The sequence below is a fragment of the Vibrio floridensis genome (assembly GCF_021852965.1).
GTDB lineage: Bacteria > Pseudomonadota > Gammaproteobacteria > Enterobacterales > Vibrionaceae > Vibrio > Vibrio floridensis.
Window position 1 is genome coordinate 84,129 of sequence record NZ_JAKGCY010000010.1, and the last position, 16,238, is coordinate 100,366.

Genomic DNA, 16,238 nt, shown 5'->3' on the forward strand with positions numbered 1-16,238 from the left:
TTCGTGGCGAAATTGTGATCATTGAAACGCCGTTTTAATTTTAACATGAGCAAGATGCATGGCCCCACTAGATAATTTGATCATCACCTTTTACCTTGCCTTTATAGGTTTCGCCGCTTGGCTATTTCGCCGCTTTTCAAACTCCTCCAGCGACTTCATTCAAGGTGGCGGCACCATGATGTGGTGGATGGCGGGCGCCACCGCGTTTATGACGCAATTTTCGGCCTGGACCTTTACTGGCGCTGCAGCCAAAGCCTTTGAAGATGGCATCAGCGTGATGTTTATTTTCTGGGGTAACGCGCTCGGTTTTCTTGTCGCCGCTGCTTTTTTTGCTAAGCGATATCGCCGTTTGCGCGTGGAAACCGCCATGGAGGTGATTCGAATTCGCTTTGGCGGCGTCTCAGAACAAGTGTTCACTTGGCTGAGTTTCCCCATCACCCTAATTGCTTGTGCGATCTGGATGAATGGTCTCGCGGCTTTTTTCTCTGCACTGTTTGCCATTCCCGTCACGACGACCATTTTAACCATGGGGATCGTTGTGACTCTGATTGCCATCAGTGGTGGGGCATGGACGGTATCGGTCACCAACGTGATGCAGTTGATCCTACTGATTGCGATTACCTTTGTGATTGGCCTAACCGCGTTTTTTGCCCTTCCTGAACCCACTGCTGTGTGGCACGCCTTTCAACCTATCTATGGTGAAGGCGTGCCCCACACTGCCATCTTTGTTGCTTGGGCATTGGCCATGCTGCTTCAGCAAACCATGAGCAACAATCACACCCTCAGCAGTTATCGATTTTTGACCACCGCGAACGATAACGATGCCACAAAAGCCGCGTTACTCGCGGGCGGGCTATTCCTGTTTGCTCCACTGCTTTGGTTTGCGCCAGCGTGGTTCGTCGCTTCACTGGGCGTTGATCTACACGCGATCTACCCAGCACTCGGTCACAGCGCCAACAACGGTGCATATTTGTACTTCATCCAACACGTTATGCCACAAGGGGTACTCGGTTTGGTGATGGTGGCCTTGGTTGCTGCCACCATCTCGCCCCTCACTTCGGCTCACAACCGCAATGCGGGGATCGTTGTACGCAGTCTTTATCAAGTTTGGATCAAGCCCGATGCGTCAGGCAGAGAGCAACTGATTATGGGCAAAATCGCCACCTTAATGTCTGGCGTCGTCGCGACGTTGGCGGCTCTGCTGCTCGCCTCGGTTGAATCTTATAGCTTGTTCGAGATGATGATTTTGTTTGCCGCCTTTATTCAAATGCCGCTCAACATTCCTTCACTGTTGGCACTCGTGACACTCAAGACACCAAACTGGTCTGGATGGGCGACGGTACTGGTGGGCTGCTTAGTTTCATTGACGATGTTTTTCTTATTTGATCTTCGTTGGTTTACCTTACTGCCGCTCAGCGAGCGCGAAGTGAAAGAACTCACGGTGGTGGCCACACTCATCGCCCACATTGTGTTCACCGGTGGATTTTTCCTCCTCACTCGCGTTTTTTTCAGCCAAGAGCCTCAACGCATTCAGCAGCAAAGAGCTGCCCTTGCAGAGCAGCTCGCCACACCAATACGCGAAAAAGAGCAGGCCCCAATTAATCACCTTCAAGGCATTTATGTGGGCTCAATAACTGGCGTTGCCGGTTTAGGATTAATTGTGATTGGATTTTTCTTAGAAGCCGATGCCCAATGGCCATTTTTCACCACTGGTGGTTTAGTCATCGCCTTTAGTGCACTTTTGATGGTGCGACGGTCGCAGAAAAACGTGACTTAGGTAACATCCATTCTTGAGCAGATAAAAAAACGCCTGCAACCAGTGCAGGCGTGGCAAAGAAGAGCCAAATATCTTCGATTTCTAAAGCAAATATCTTCGATTTCTGAAGACAGTGAAGGGAGCCAAATCAGGGGGAATTAAGCGATAATGCCCGCAACTTCGCGTACTAGCTTCGCTAGATCGTCCCATTGCTCGTTATCGATCAAATCACCCGGAACCATCCAAGTGCCACCACACGCCAACACAGCAGGGATAGCAAGATAATCTTTGACGTTACTTGGGCTAACGCCGCCCGTAGGCATAAATTTCACTGGGTAAACCGCCGTTAGCGCTTTCAGCATGTTTACGCCACCCGAAGGTTCTGCAGGGAAGAATTTCAGGGTACGTAGACCCATTTCCATCGCTTGCTCAACCAAACTTGGGTTGTTCACTCCCGGAACAATGGTCACATTGCGCTGTTGGCAATATTTTACTGTGGTTGGGTTGAAACCTGGGCTGACGATGAAATCCACACCGGCATCAATCGCTTCATCCACTTGCGCAGAAGTCAGTACCGTACCAGCACCGATCAGCATTTCTGGGTACGCTTCGCGCATGTTTTTGATTGCCAAAGCCGCATCTGCAGTACGGAACGTCACTTCAGCACAAGGCAGGCCATTTTCAATCAGCACTTGCGCCAATTTTACCGCTTTGTTAGCATCTTTGATGGCGATAACCGGAACCACTTTGATTTCAGCAAGCTGTTGATTTAAATCTTTCATTTGTTTGAATCCTTAAATAGTTGGCATCGCTTCGCGAGGAATAATTGCGCCACGATGTTGAATAACATGACCTGCAACAGTGTGACCAGCAAAAGCAGCTTGCTGACAATCACCACCCAAAATACGCTTTGCAAGATAGCCAGCACTGAATGAATCTCCTGCGGCGGTAGTGTCAACCACATTATCAATTTTCAGTGGAGCAACCGCGTGACGACCTTCTTCTGTAACGACAAAACACTCATCCCCACCACGTTTGATGACGATTTCACTTACACCAAACCCTTTGGTGCGCTCAATCGCTTGATCTTCATGGGTATCGCCCCATAACAGCATCTCATCATCAAAGGTGAGAAATGCCATATCGGTGACTTGCAGAATTTGCTGGTAGAACGCTTGTGCGTCCGCCACGTTGCTCCACAGCGCAGGGCGGAAGTTGTTATCAAACGCGATTTTCACCCCATCACTGCGGCAAAGCGCGAGCAGTTTGATCAGCGCTTCACGGCAATCTTGCGACAGTATCGCCAAACTGATACCACTAAGGTAAATCATTTGATGCTGACACAGCTCTTTCGCCAGCGTCAGGATGGCACGGTCACGCAGCCAGTATTTCGCCGCCGAATCGTTGCGCCAGTAGAAGAAGCTACGCTCGCCATTGTCTGCCGTTTCGATGGCATAAATGCCCGGCAATTTGTCTTTAGAAAGGTACACCATGTCCGTGTTGATACCTTCGTCTTGCCATGCGGCAAGCATTTCTCGGCTAAATGGATCCTGTCCTAATCCCGTAACATAAGAGGTTGAAACACCGGATTGCTGGGTCAAACGGGAAAGGTAAACTGCGGTGTTGAGTGTATCCCCACCAAAACCTTGTTGTAGCTCGCCGTTGACCTTTTTCAGTTCAACCATGCATTCACCAATAATGGCAACGCGATTGATGTGATTCATAGGATGTCTCCTTAACGTAATTGCTGCTATTATTACAGCAACAAAACCTCGAGACAATATTTTTAAAACGACGGTTCAATTATTCGTGAGCAAGATCCAACTCTGCAGTTTTGGCAGGTTCGAGTTCTGCCGCTCTCTGATAGCATCGCGCCACTGACCTTATTCACCACACTCGCCACAATGCTGGCAGTAGACGAGCCTTTAGCACTTCATATCATGAACAACCCAACCGTTTCTCGCGCCATCTTTCTACTGGTGACGGCCAATTTGCTTGCTTCCCTCTCGGATGTGTCACTCAAAATACTCAATGGCGAAGTGCCGACGTTTCAATATGTGTTTATTCGCCAGTCCATCAGCCTTGTGCTGCTATTGCCTTTCTGGCTTCGTCTGGAGAAATCGCAGTGGAAAAAGGGCTGCGACTGGATCACCTTTTGGCGCGCGCAACTGATCTTGCTCGGCAGCGCGTGTGCGATGATAGCGATCACCCATTTGCCACTGGCGACCGCCAATGCCATGTTCTACGTTGGCCCACTGCTGGTATTGCCTCTGGCCTTTGTCTTTTTGGGGGAACGCCCTGCCGCAGGGAAAATTGTTGCAACGTTATTGGGCTTTGTTGGTGTGCTGATTGTGCTGCGCCCAGAACAGTTTCATTGGGCGGCGATTGTGGCATTGGGCAGCGCATTATCCATGGGCGTGGGCAATATTCTGATCCGAAAAGTGCCCGCCGATCAGTCACTGATTTCCACGCTTTTTTGGACGACCTTAATGACGCTGCCCTTTGCGTTTGCCCTCGCCTACTGGCAATGGAGCGCGATTCGCTTCGAGCATATTTTATGGATTGTGGCGATCAATCTGTTTGTACTCGCCTACCACGCTTTGGTGGTGAAGGCATTTCAGCAAGCCCCGGCAAGCCAGATCGCTCTGGCCGAATATTCTGGCTTGGCGTTTGTCACCTTCTTTGGGGTGATTTGGTTTGATGAAGTACCAGACAGTTACACCGTTTTAGGCATTCTGCTGATCATTGTGCCTATGATGCCCATCCGCTGGAAACATTGGCTTAAGGGCAAAAGACGCCAAGCGGTGAGTAAGGGTTAAACTGTCCAAGAGGAGCCTTACCATGGTCATATTTTTGGATGGAAGGCAGTTAGACCTCTGTTATAAGAAAAACCATCTTCATCGGCAAAATCGAATGCCGTTCGAAGTAGAAAGAAAAATGTAACCTGTCAATTTCATAAGACTTCCTCATGTCTCTCAAAATTTTGCTTGAAAATTTAAACCTGAAATACGATGAATTAAAGTCAGCTGAATGATAACGAGGGAATAAGGATAAGTCAGTGAGCACACTAAGGGTTTTTCAGGAATCTGAGATCATATTCAACGAAGAAGAAGCAAGAGAAATTCTCATTCGTTTTTTTCCAGCGAATAGAAATGAAATCATGACGGCATCCATCACAGTTGAGTTGAGAGGTTTTGCACAAGCGCTTCTTTTAGAAGCAATTGATGCTTCATTTTCCATTGGTATTGTGCAGGGATTATGGGAATCTACACTTAATCCAAGAACACCGTTAAAAAAAATAATAGAGAAGCTAATAACTTCATTAGGTCCTCACTTTTTTCATCATGCGACTACGCAGGATCTCAGAAAAGTGAAGATATATCAGTTTGTGGTCGATGCTTTGACTGTAAAGTTCCAACGCGTATTTATATTAATGTTATCTGGTATAGCAAACAATAAACCCCTTATTCTACCTAACTATGATCAAGTCATTAGCAAACGAGTCTGGGTATAGCATGTCAAAGAAAACTATCTTCGCCATCTTGTTGATTTTGAGTGTGCTGATAATTATAAGACCCAGGGAAGAAACGCTTTTAAGATGTGCCATGTTCGGTCCTATGAAGCTTTTTAGTAGTGACACCTGCATGGCTTATTTTGATGTGTTTGGATATTCAGAAAATGTGTACCAAGACCTTCGTGAAAACTTCGATGTCGCTTCTCTTCTCAGCTTGAGCCCAGAACGTAAATATTACTTTGCTCAGCTATATTTAGACAACGGTAACGATATTAATAAAAAAATAGATCAAGGCATGCCGATACACGGTGCAATTCTTAAAGATGATCTGGAAGAATTTTATTGGTTACTCGAGAAGAACGCCGATCCAAGTGTTGTTGATCACTTAACTGATTTAGATGCTTATGACTTTATTGATATCATGATCATAAAACAGCCAACCCCTAATCGGTTGGAAATGCATAAAGTTTTAGAACGTTATAAACCCTCGTCGTAGCGATGAATTTACGTTTTTCAAACTCGACATCAAATTTCATTTGCATTAATAGAGAGTGCAGGTCTTATTTTTCATAGTAATTAACTTTTGATATGTCACAGTTAATTGACGATCTATGCACTTACTTTGGTTCACAACGCATTTTGGTGTAATGGCAAGTTAGCCAAGTTCCCCCACCTCCCAAATAAAACAAAAGCCAGCATTTGCTGGCTTTGTATTAGTTCCCGAAAAAGTAATGATGACTGAGTGCTTAGTCGATCAGCGAGCGTACGTACTCTGCGATTTCCGGCACTTGGCAGTTTGCGAAGAAGCACTCTTGGAATTGTGCACCGCCAACCGCTGTTTTCACCAACTCTTGGTCAATTGCACGTAGGCCTTCAACCACATCTTTCGCAACCGCTGCTTTTACGTTGTTTAGGATCGCCGCATTCGCTTGCTGTGGTGCTGCACGCTCGATTGGGTAGCCTTCACCACGGTTACCAGTGAACGCTTTTTCGAAGATGTAACGAACATTGAGCTCGCCTGCCCAGCCAAAGCCTTTTGCAAACGCGAGAGAAATGGCATTGCCGTTGTTGATTTGGTTGAACAAAAAAGCATCTGACGGCTCTAGGCAGTAGCCACATACCACGCCTGGGTGTAGGTTGCTCGACATCATTGCGCCTTGGCCAGTACCACAACCGGTTACCACAAAGTCTACCGCTTTTGAGTTCAGTAGAATGCTTGCCATGATGCCTAGGTGGATGTAAGTCAGGTGATGGTCATTTTCATCTTTCATGCCGACGTTGAATACGTCGTGGCCTAGGCCGCCCGCTACGCTGTTAAGCTCTGCTGCAACCATCGCGTTTTTCGGTGCTTGGCTGTTTTCCATCATTAGTGCAATTTTCATCTGTTACTCCCGCGGTTAAACCGCAATTCAAAAATAAATCTTAAACGAAATCTTTACGCATTGGGGTGAAGGTATCAATCAGTACACCCGCTTCTAGACAAACACAGCCATGTTCGATGTTTGGCTCTTTGTACATAGTATCGCCTGTTTTGACGATTTTTTTCTCATCGCCAATGGTGAATTCAAACTCACCCGATAACACATAAGTCAATTGCTCATGGGGATGTGAGTGCATGGCACCAATCGCGCCAGTTTCAAAATGCACTTCCACCGACATCATGTTGTCGCTGTGTGCCAGCACTTTGCGTGAAATGCCTTGACCAAGATCTTCCAGCGTAATGTCTTGATTAAATACAAACATGCTTCACCTATATGCCTGTTTTACTCGTTAATCGGCACCAAATGCTGCCGATGTAACCGATAAATCGTGATGAGGTTGGTGGCGATCACTGTCATCTCTAACAAGGTGCCGCCAATGGAACCCACTAAAATGTTATTGATTAACCAGCAGGTCGCTCCAACCAGAAAACCAATCCGCATGCGGATACCGTTCAACACGAATAATGAATAGGTGCCAATCACTGTCCCTAGAATTGGCCATAATTCCCACCAGTGTTGCGCCATCCACACGCCGCTACTGACACCAATGACAATAAAAAATGCGGCTACCCATCTCGAGGAGGTAAAGATCGAGGTGGTGGTGCGCAATGCAGAAAGCAGCGCACTGAGTGCAGATACCATCGATCCTAGTAGCAAAAAATGGAGAAGATGATTGAGATTGAACACCAACATCAGGATTTTCAAATGCCTGTCATTTTTCTGGTAAAAGGTGGAGATTCCCAAACCAAAACTGAGAAACCCTAACGCTTGTGCCAAATCAATCTCGACCATCATCTTCTCACAATTGGGTTAGCGTGATAGCCAGCCACCATCTACCGCAACGGTGTAACCGTTAATGTAGTCAGACGCTTTCGATGCAAGGAACACACAAGGACCAGCCAAATCTTCCGGCGTGCCCCAACGGTTTGCAGGAATGCGCTCTAGGATTTCTTGGTTACGTTGCTCATCAGCACGCAGTGCCGCTGTGTTGTTGGTTGCCATGTAGCCCGGTGCAATCGCATTCACGTTGATACCGTGTTTTGCCCACTCGTTTGCCATAAGGCGAGTTACACCCATTACGCCACTCTTAGACGCAGTGTATGAAGGAACGCGGATACCGCCTTGGAAAGAAAGCATGGATGCGATGTTGATGATCTTGCCGCCTTCGCCTTGCGCAATAAATTGTTTCGCCACCGCTTGAGACATAAAGAACACGGATTTGATGTTGATGTTCATAACGTCATCCCAATCTTGCTCAGAGAACTCGATCGCGTCGTTGCGGCGGATGATGCCTGCGTTGTTCACCAAAATGTCGATGCGGCCAAGCTCAGTCACTGCGCGATCAACGATTGAAGGAATATCATCTAGTTTCATTAGGTTAGCGCGGATATCGACGAACTTACGTCCCGTCGCTTGGATTTTCTCCATGGTTTCTGTTGGTTCACTGATGTTCACACCAACGATATCGCAACCTGCCTTTGCTAAACCCAGCGCCATGCCTTGACCTAAACCGGTGTCACACCCCGTGACGACTGCTACTTTGCCTTGCAAGCTAAATGAATCAAGAATCATGTAATGCTTCCTCTAGAATACTGAATGAAGTGAACCGACGTTATGGTTGTTGTTCACTGTGGTAGAGCAAACATAACAGCAAATCGGCAACCTTCGCAAATATTTTTGAAAAGACGTTTCAAAAATATTGATGCCGGTCGAATTTTAATAAACCGAACTAAGTGAGCGGTTTCAAAATTATGAAAAGGTATTTTAAAAATAGTAGTGATATACAAAATCAGCGATATAATAGAGAAAAACACAACTATAGAAGGGAAAACAATGGAAAAGTCGACACAGCCAGAGTCTGTTTCGTCAGTAATGAAGGTGTTCCACATCCTTCATGCACTGGGCGAGCAGAAAGCAATTGGCGTATCGGAGCTGTCGCAACGTCTGATGATGTCTAAGGCAACCACTTACCGCTTTTTACAAACGATGAAGTCACTTGGGTATGTCTCTCAAGAAGGCGAAGCGGATAAGTATTCACTCACATTAAAAGTGTTTGAGCTGGGTGCGCGTTCACTAGAGTATGTTGATTTGATTGAACTGGCGGACAAAGAAATGCGCCATATCTCTCAGCTAACCAATGAAGCACTGCACTTAGGTGCGCTGGATGACAGTGCGATTATTTACATCCATAAGATTGATTCCGGTTACAACCTTCGCATGCAATCGCGCATCGGCCGTCGCAACCCTCTCTACAGTACTGCCATTGGCAAAGTACTGCTTTCTGAGCGCGAAGAGAGCTTTGTTCGCGAGTCCCTTGCTGATGTTGAGTTCATCAAACACACCGAAAAAACGCTAGAAAACACGGAACAAGTGCTTGAAGAACTGGCGAAAGTGCGCGAACAGCATTTCGCTGAAGATAACGAAGAGCAAGAGCCTGGCTTACGTTGCATCGCGGCTCCGATTTACGATCGTTTTGGCCACATCGTGGCAGCAGTGTCCATTTCGTTCCCAACCATTCGTTTTGACGAAGAGCGCAAAGATTACTATGTGGGTCTGCTTCATCAAGCGGGTAAGAACGTTTCTGAGCAGCTTGGCTACCACAGCTACCCTGCTTAATGATTGACGAGCAGCCCTCGGGCTGCTTTTTTTTGGCGCAACATCAATTGATGAAACGCCGTTTTAATTTAGAGGTGAGCGATGGGCACATCCGTTACTCCAAACATTGTTGATTTCCTAGTCCGCATTGATCCGTTTGATAAATTGCCAAAGGCTTTGGTTGAATCCCTTGCCAATTCTGTACAGATCAAATATTTGGTGAAGGGAGAAACCATCAGTTTTAGCTCACTTTGCGAAACGCGTTATCTCTACATCATTCGCACGGGCGCGATTGAACAGCGCACGCCAACGGGCGATCTTCGCGCTCGCCTCGGCCACGAGGACCAGTTTGGTTTTACCTTCCTCGCCCCTCTCGATAATGCCGAAAACGGCTATCAAGCCGAAGCCATTGAAGATGCGCTGCTCTATTTGATCCCGCATCACCAACTGAAGAAAGTGTGCGACTCGCACCCTGAGTTTGCGGACTATTTCGCGGCGCAAGCTAACCTGCGCTTGAGTTCGGCGGTCAACTTCGTCTGCCAGAAAGAAGAAAAAGGGCTGTTTTTCCGCACGGTCGGTGAGATCGCCAGCGAAAACATCGCCATCGTGCAGGTGACAGATTCGATTCGGGATGTCGCCCTTGCCATGTGCGGCAAACAGCGCAGCTCTTGCGCGGTGGTGATGGATGGCAATGACATTGTCGGTTTGGTGACCGACCGCGATATGACGGCCTCCGTGGTAGCAAAAGAGAAAGACGTCAGTGAGCGCATTGAAAGCGTTATGACGCTGAATCCAGTATTGATCGAAAGCGATGCCAAAGTGATCCAAGCGATCTCCCTTATGCTGCAATACAACATTCGCTGCTTACCTGTCGTGAACCACGGCAAAGTGGCCGGCTTGCTGACAACCACACATTTGGTACACAACCACCGCACCCAATCGCTGTTTTTGATTGAGAAAATCAAATACGCCAGTTCGCTGAATGCGCTGGCGGCGTTAAAAGAAGAGCGCCAAACCATTTTCCAAGCATTGGTCGAAAGTGGCGTCAGCGCGGAGATTCAAGGCAAAGTGATGTCGATGATCATGGATGCCTTTACCCGTCGCATTATCCAACTCAATGAAGAAGTGCTGGGCGCGCCTCCATGCGATTACGCTTGGATGGTGGCAGGGTCGCACGCGCGCAATGAAGTGCACATGCTCTCGGATCAAGACAGTGCTATCGTCCTTTCCGACGACGCAACCGAAGAACACAAGCTCTACTTTACCCATTTGGCCATGCGCGTGTGTAATGGACTTGCTGCGTGTGGCTATCCGCTCTGCGATGGCAAATACATGGCGGCGTCTCCCAAATGGTGCCAGCCTGTCTCACGTTGGAAAGAGTATTACCAAAAGTGGGTGGCGAGCCCGGAATACAACAAACTGCTCTCCATCAGCGTGTTCTTAGAAGTTCGCTCAATTCACGGCAGCCGTGAATTGGTAGAGCAGATCCAACAGCATCTGCACCATTGCATTCAGCAAAGTCCGAGTTTTATTCCTGCTTTGGTGCGCGATGCGATCGACACTCAACCGCCATTGGGCATTTTTAACCATTTGGTGCTGGAAAAAGGCGGCCAAAACAGCAACACGTTAAACATCAAAAAATACGCACTTAATCTCATCATCGATCTGGCGCGTATTTTCAGCTTAGCCGCAGGTGGTTCCCTAACCGGCACCGAAGAGCGATTCCGTTTTGCGGTCGAACACGGCACCCTATCAAAAGGCAGTTGCGACAACATCATTGGCGCTTATCGTTTCATTACTCAGGTACGTTTTCGTCACCAGTTGAATGCCATTTTGGCAGGAAAAACACCCGACAATCATATCTCTCCGGATAAAATCAGCAGCTTTGAGCGCAAACACCTCAAAGATGCCTTTAAGATCATCAGCGAGTTGCAGGATGTCGCCAAACTGAAGTTTGTTAAAGGCTAGATGATGATAAAGAAATGGTTCAAGCGCTGGGACACCATGCCCAGCCAAGAACAGATACGCCAACAGATCGTCGTTGAGTCGGCGTGGCCCGAAGCACTGCAAAACTACCTGAATACGCCGCTCATTGCTGAAGTGACGCCGCTTCATCAAGTCTCGTTTCTTGCTTTGGATTTTGAAACCACTGGGCTTGACGCAAAACGCGATAAAATACTGTCCATCGGCATGGTGGATTTGACGCTCGAAGGCATTAACCTCTCAAGCGCAGAAGAGATCCTGCTCAACCATGGCGCGTACATTAAAGCCGAATCTGCGCGCATTAATGGCTTAACGCCACAGGCGCTGGAGCAAGGTTGCTCGCTAGAGCAAGGGATGATGCGTTTATTTGAACGTGCGCAAGGCAAAGTTCTGCTCGCGCACAGCGCAATCATTGAACAAGGCTTTCTCCAAGCCTTTGCTCAACAACATTTTCAGCTTGCCAAATTGCCTTGCCACTTCGTGGATACATTGCAAATAGAAAAGCGCTTTAGCTATGCAGGGAAAAGCGGCCAACGCAGCAGTTTTCAACTTGATGATTTACGACGTTGTTATCACTTACCCGATTACCATTCTCATTCGGCCGCCAGTGATGCCTTGGCTTGTGCGGAGTTGTTTATCGTGCAAAGCAAAAAACTCGAACTGAATAAACAACGGCAGTTAACCACAGTCTTAATTAAATAATAGTACCTAAATATTTGATCGCTGTTATTAATCCCTCATTAAATATGCAACCAATAGAACAATTAACCAACACATATCCACGTTTGTTTAAAATAGTCACTCAACCTAAAAAGTGTAAGAATATATTTAATAATAGCCATACCGATTTAAATATCTCCAACAAATTGATAGTCAGATGAATATTCTTATTAATCCCTAACAATAAGAAGTTTACAAACTCATCCAGAAAAAATTAAATTTCACTTAAAAACAACAACTTAAATAAACAAAATCTTGTGGCACATATGAAACACCACCAATAAAAATGATGTACACATCATGTTTTTTTAGTGTAAAACACATGCATACATTTGGTTTTATATTCTATTTTACTAAAAACGTGCACTGGCTCGACTTAATTAACTTCGTTCAATCAATGAAAAACAAATAATGATTCACGTCAAAAATAAATCACCTTCCACCTCTAATAATAAATCAATCAAAAAGGATTTATTATGGAGTTACCATGAGCCAACACGAATCATCTAGCTATCAGTCTCGTCGTCGCAAGGCGAACGAGTTTTCAACTCGATCGGAATACTTAGAGCATGAGCTGAATATTCTTTCTTTCAAAAAATGGCGTGTACACTTACCTTTCCGTGACTTCGGTATTGAGATCGAAGACTGGGTACCTGCCATTGCCGCGACTATTGGTAAAGTGGTGATGGTCACCGCAATGGTGGCCGCTTTCGCCGCCCAGTTTGGCCTTTCACCTGAATTTGTTGCTGAAAACGTACGCTATGAGTTGATCATCGCAGGTCTTTTGTTTGTTATCTTTTTTTCCGCGATTTTAAACCCTAGAGCCAACTTAGCCGGCACGCACGGGCCCATGATTCCATTGATTCCACTTGTTGCCGCAGCGGGTGGACACCCACTCGCTCTAGGCATCATGGTTGGCATGTTTGGTTTGATCCTCAGCGCCACCAAAGGCGGCTCAAAACTGGTTCGCTTAACCGGTGAAGGGGTTCGCGGTGGATTGCTAATCTACTTGGGCGCGGTGGGGCTGATTAGCCAACTGAGCAGCTTTGAAAACTGGTCTATCGCTTCGGGTATGGAATCCGTTTCGTTTGTGGTGATCTCTACGACTATCGTGATCTACGCCTATTTGGCAAAAATTGAAAAACGCTGGTTGGCGATCCCGCTGTGTTCGTTAATTGCTGGCGTGGTTTCCTACTTAATGGGCGTGCCTTTTGAGTTCACCACAGAGCCTGGCTTACCAAACATGAGCCCATTCTACTGGTGGGGCGAAGAGACAGGGTGGCAATTGGGCTGGCCTGAGTTTGAGCACTACATTGCGGTGATTCCTTTCGCGATTTTGGCGGTTGCCATGTGGTCACCCGATTTTCTTGGCCACCGCGTATTCCAAGAACTGAACTACCCAAAAACCGCCAAAGATGCACTGATGGATGTGGACGACACCATGACGGTTTGTTCTATTCGTCAGATCATCGGTGCTGGCCTTGGTGGCGGTAACCTCGCCTCTTCTTGGGGAACGTACATGATCCCTGCGGCGATTGCCAAACGCCCCATCCCAGGAGGTGCTCTGCTTACGGGTATTCTCTGTATCGTTGCTGCTGTGTTGGGGTATCCGATGGATCTGGCGATGTGGGAACCGGTACTGCGCGTTGCGCTGTTAGTGGGCGTATTCCTACCGCTACTGGAAGCGGGCATGCAGATGGTACGTAACGCTCGTAACTCGCAAAGTGCGGGGATTTGTATGTTTGCTTGTGCGCTGGTTAACCCCGTTTTCGGTTGGGCAATTACCATGCTGCTTGATAATACCGGCCTCATTGGCAACCGTGAACGCAGCGAAACCTTAAACCGTACTGACCGTTTAGGCATTCCACTCGCAACCGTATTGGTTTGTGTTGGCGCATTAGCGGCGGTGGGTCAATTACCGGGCATTCCTGCACTTCTTTAATGCTTGTTTTGCCGAAAGATCCGCTCAAAGGGCGGATCTTTTTTTTGAATGCTCACTCAAATTAGCTAAACTGATCCGCCATTAGTTTGATTCAATGGACTTATTCTCTCTTGCTTCCTATGCTGCGTGAACACATATCCCGTCACGCAATACAAGGAAAGATCATGGCCGGCATAACCGATTTACAGCGCTTACTTCAATCAATGTCCCCGAAATTGATTGAGGGCGAATATGTTTTTTGCACCGTCGACGGCCCACTTAAGGACTATCTACACCTTAACCCCATCGCCACATTTCGTGAGCAAGAAGGGCTCACTTTGGTGCTCGAAGCTCAGCAAGCCGAACAAGCAGGGTTGACTACCGATAGCCGTTTTTGTTTGATTACCCTCACCGTCCATTCAAGCTTAGAAGCCGTCGGGCTAACCGCCGCTTTTGCCAGCAAGTTAGCCAGTTATGGCATTAGCGCCAACGTGATTGCTGGTTATTATCACGATCATATTTTTGTACCAAAAGGAAAAGCTCACGAGGCAATGAGCGCACTCACTGAGTTGACTGCGTAGAAAAATTCGCCAAAGCCCCCGCTTTGAAAAAACCGTTGCGATAATGTTAGAGTATAAAAAACGGTTATTCAGGATAAGGATATATGAAGACACCCACCCCAAAGCTTTCATTACGCATATTGAAAAAAAGTGATTACGATCAAGTGGCCAGTTTAATGGATTTGGTTTTTCACGACGTCGGCGGCGCTTGGCCAAGAATGACCATAATGGATCTCATTCATCAATTCCCTGATGGACAAATCTGCATAGAGGATTCCGGTAAAATCATTGCGGCAGCGCTCACCATCAAAGTGGATTATAACCGCTTCTCTCTCCCCCATGTCTATACCGATATCATCAATGAAAACAACGTAATACAACACAAATCAAATGGCGATGCCTTGTATGGCCTCGACGTATTTGTTCACCCGGATTATCGCGGGCTACGTTTAGGTCGAAGACTGTATGAAGCGCGAAAAGAGCTGTGTCGAAGCAATAACCTCAAAGCCATCTTGGCAGGTGGTCGAATTCCCGGATACAAGCCATACGGTGGAAAACTGCCTGTGGCAGAGTACATAGAAAAAGTCTCACGCAAAGAGCTTCATGACCCAATTCTCTCATTTCAGCTCTCAAACGATTTCGATGTGAAGCGCATCATGCGCCATTATCTTCCCGAAGATGACAGCTCACACGGTTACGCAACGTTACTGGAATGGGACAACTTCTTTTATGAAGAAGACGTCTATTCCGTTCATGACATCGAGAAAACGATTGTTCGTATCGGCATTGTGCAGTGGCAAATGCGCATGGTGAACGATTTGGAAGACTTGTTGGATCAGGCGGAGTTTTTTATTGATTCGCTGTCAAAATACAAAGCGGATTTCGCACTCTTTCCGGAGTTCTTTAACGCGCCTTTAATGGGATTGGCAGAAGATCAAAACTCTGTTGAAGCGATTCGCTTCCTCGCCTCGTTCTCTGAGCGTGTCAAACTGACCATGTCTCAACTTGCCGTGACCTACAACATTAATATCATCGCAGGCAGCATGCCTGTTTTAGAAAACGGCCAGCTTTACAACATTTCTTACTTGCTTCGTCGTGATGGCACGGTCGAGTCCCAGCATAAAATCCACATTACCCCGCATGAACAACGAGATTGGGTTATCGATGGCGGCGACAAAGTTTCTGTGTTTGACACCGATGCGGGACGTATTGGGATTTTGATTTGTTACGACAGTGAGTTTCCAGAGCTCGGACGTATGCTGGCTGAACAAGGCGTGCAGATCATTTTTGTTCCGTTCTGGACGGATACCAAAAATGGTTATCAACGTGTGAGAATTTGCTCCCAAGCGCGCGCGATTGAAAATGAATGTTATGTCGCCATTGGTGGTAGTGTTGGCAACCTGCCTAGGGTCGATAACGTCGATATCCAATACGCTCAATCGGCAGTGTTCTCACCTTCAGACGTGTTCTTCCCACACGACGCCACCATTGCAGAAGCAAGCCCAAATACGGAAATGATCATCTTTGCCGATGTAGATTTGGATAAACTCAAGCAACTGAACATGGAAGGCTCAGTGACCAACTTACGTCATCGACGAATGGATCTTTATGGTGGATTTACTCTTAAAAAAGAATAGATACGAACCAAGCCATTGACACTTATTATGAACACTCTTTTTTATTGGTGCTTTAGCATAAATAGGTTATA

General features: G+C 46.9%; 16 protein-coding genes. 10 read left to right on the plus strand and 6 right to left on the minus strand.

Annotated features, from left to right (window positions below):
* The first annotated feature begins 58 nt into the window (after positions 1–58).
* Positions 59–1,777, plus strand: a complete 1,719-nt coding sequence (locus LZU85_RS14960; RefSeq protein ID WP_237287503.1) for a sodium:solute symporter family transporter — start codon at positions 59–61, stop codon at positions 1,775–1,777.
* Positions 1,778–1,914: 137 nt separating this feature from the next.
* On the opposite strand, the gene LZU85_RS14965 is transcribed toward LZU85_RS14960, so the two are convergent.
* Complete coding sequence (locus tag LZU85_RS14965) at positions 1,915–2,538, minus strand: bifunctional 4-hydroxy-2-oxoglutarate aldolase/2-dehydro-3-deoxy-phosphogluconate aldolase (protein WP_015728297.1); 624 nt, start codon at positions 2,536–2,538, stop codon at positions 1,915–1,917.
* A gap of 12 nt (positions 2,539–2,550) precedes the next feature.
* Positions 2,551–3,480: a 2-dehydro-3-deoxygluconokinase gene (gene kdgK / locus LZU85_RS14970; protein ID WP_237287505.1), complete on the minus strand. Its 930-nt coding sequence runs from the start codon at positions 3,478–3,480 to the stop codon at positions 2,551–2,553.
* Between the two features lie 216 nt (positions 3,481–3,696).
* Between kdgK and LZU85_RS14975 the strand changes: the two genes are divergently transcribed.
* The 3 genes from LZU85_RS14975 (at position 3,697) to LZU85_RS14985 (ending at position 5,766) form a co-directional block, all read left to right on the plus strand.
* Complete coding sequence (locus LZU85_RS14975; RefSeq protein ID WP_419795976.1) at positions 3,697–4,575, plus strand: DMT family transporter; 879 nt, start codon at positions 3,697–3,699, stop codon at positions 4,573–4,575.
* A 239-nt stretch (positions 4,576–4,814) separates the two neighbouring features.
* Positions 4,815–5,270: a hypothetical protein gene (locus LZU85_RS14980; protein WP_237287509.1), complete on the plus strand. Its 456-nt coding sequence runs from the start codon at positions 4,815–4,817 to the stop codon at positions 5,268–5,270.
* A gap of 1 nt (position 5,271) precedes the next feature.
* Entirely contained in the window at positions 5,272–5,766 is a 495-nt protein-coding gene (locus LZU85_RS14985; protein WP_237287510.1) for a hypothetical protein, read from the plus strand.
* 250 nt (positions 5,767–6,016) lie between these two features.
* Here the strand turns inward: LZU85_RS14985 and LZU85_RS14990 are convergent, their stop codons facing one another.
* Genes LZU85_RS14990 through kduD form a run of 4 tightly spaced genes read right to left on the minus strand, consistent with a single transcriptional unit; the run spans position 6,017 to position 8,323 of the window.
* Positions 6,017–6,652, minus strand: coding sequence for an RpiB/LacA/LacB family sugar-phosphate isomerase (locus tag LZU85_RS14990; protein WP_011081821.1), 636 nt, complete (start codon positions 6,650–6,652; stop codon positions 6,017–6,019).
* A 40-nt stretch (positions 6,653–6,692) separates the two neighbouring features.
* The gene (locus LZU85_RS14995; protein WP_011152624.1) at positions 6,693–7,013 is read right to left on the minus strand and encodes a cupin domain-containing protein; all 321 of its coding nucleotides are present in this window, start codon (positions 7,011–7,013) and stop codon (positions 6,693–6,695) included.
* 20 nt (positions 7,014–7,033) lie between these two features.
* Positions 7,034–7,546: a YgjV family protein gene (locus LZU85_RS15000; RefSeq protein ID WP_103193266.1), complete on the minus strand. Its 513-nt coding sequence runs from the start codon at positions 7,544–7,546 to the stop codon at positions 7,034–7,036.
* A 15-nt stretch (positions 7,547–7,561) separates the two neighbouring features.
* Complete coding sequence (gene kduD, locus LZU85_RS15005; protein ID WP_011081824.1) at positions 7,562–8,323, minus strand: 2-dehydro-3-deoxy-D-gluconate 5-dehydrogenase KduD; 762 nt, start codon at positions 8,321–8,323, stop codon at positions 7,562–7,564.
* Between the two features lie 261 nt (positions 8,324–8,584).
* On the opposite strand from kduD, the gene kdgR reads away from it, so the two are divergent.
* The 6 genes from kdgR to LZU85_RS15035 all read left to right on the plus strand — a co-directional run bounded on the left by kdgR (position 8,585) and on the right by LZU85_RS15035 (position 16,167).
* The gene (kdgR, locus tag LZU85_RS15010) at positions 8,585–9,367 is read left to right on the plus strand and encodes a DNA-binding transcriptional regulator KdgR (RefSeq protein WP_237287512.1); all 783 of its coding nucleotides are present in this window, start codon (positions 8,585–8,587) and stop codon (positions 9,365–9,367) included.
* Positions 9,368–9,448: 81 nt separating this feature from the next.
* Positions 9,449–11,314 (plus strand): DUF294 nucleotidyltransferase-like domain-containing protein, encoded by a 1,866-nt coding sequence (locus LZU85_RS15015; RefSeq protein ID WP_237287513.1) that lies wholly within the window; start codon positions 9,449–9,451, stop codon positions 11,312–11,314.
* Between the two features lie 3 nt (positions 11,315–11,317).
* The gene (locus LZU85_RS15020) at positions 11,318–12,031 is read left to right on the plus strand and encodes an exonuclease domain-containing protein (protein WP_237287514.1); all 714 of its coding nucleotides are present in this window, start codon (positions 11,318–11,320) and stop codon (positions 12,029–12,031) included.
* Positions 12,032–12,536: 505 nt separating this feature from the next.
* Complete coding sequence (locus tag LZU85_RS15025) at positions 12,537–13,991, plus strand: DUF3360 family protein (protein ID WP_237287515.1); 1,455 nt, start codon at positions 12,537–12,539, stop codon at positions 13,989–13,991.
* Between the two features lie 164 nt (positions 13,992–14,155).
* A complete protein-coding gene (locus tag LZU85_RS15030) occupies positions 14,156–14,551 on the plus strand; it encodes an ACT domain-containing protein (RefSeq protein ID WP_176299599.1) in 396 nt (131 codons plus the stop codon).
* Positions 14,552–14,634: 83 nt separating this feature from the next.
* Positions 14,635–16,167: a bifunctional GNAT family N-acetyltransferase/carbon-nitrogen hydrolase family protein gene (locus tag LZU85_RS15035; RefSeq protein WP_176299600.1), complete on the plus strand. Its 1,533-nt coding sequence runs from the start codon at positions 14,635–14,637 to the stop codon at positions 16,165–16,167.
* The last annotated feature ends 71 nt before the right edge of the window (positions 16,168–16,238 follow it).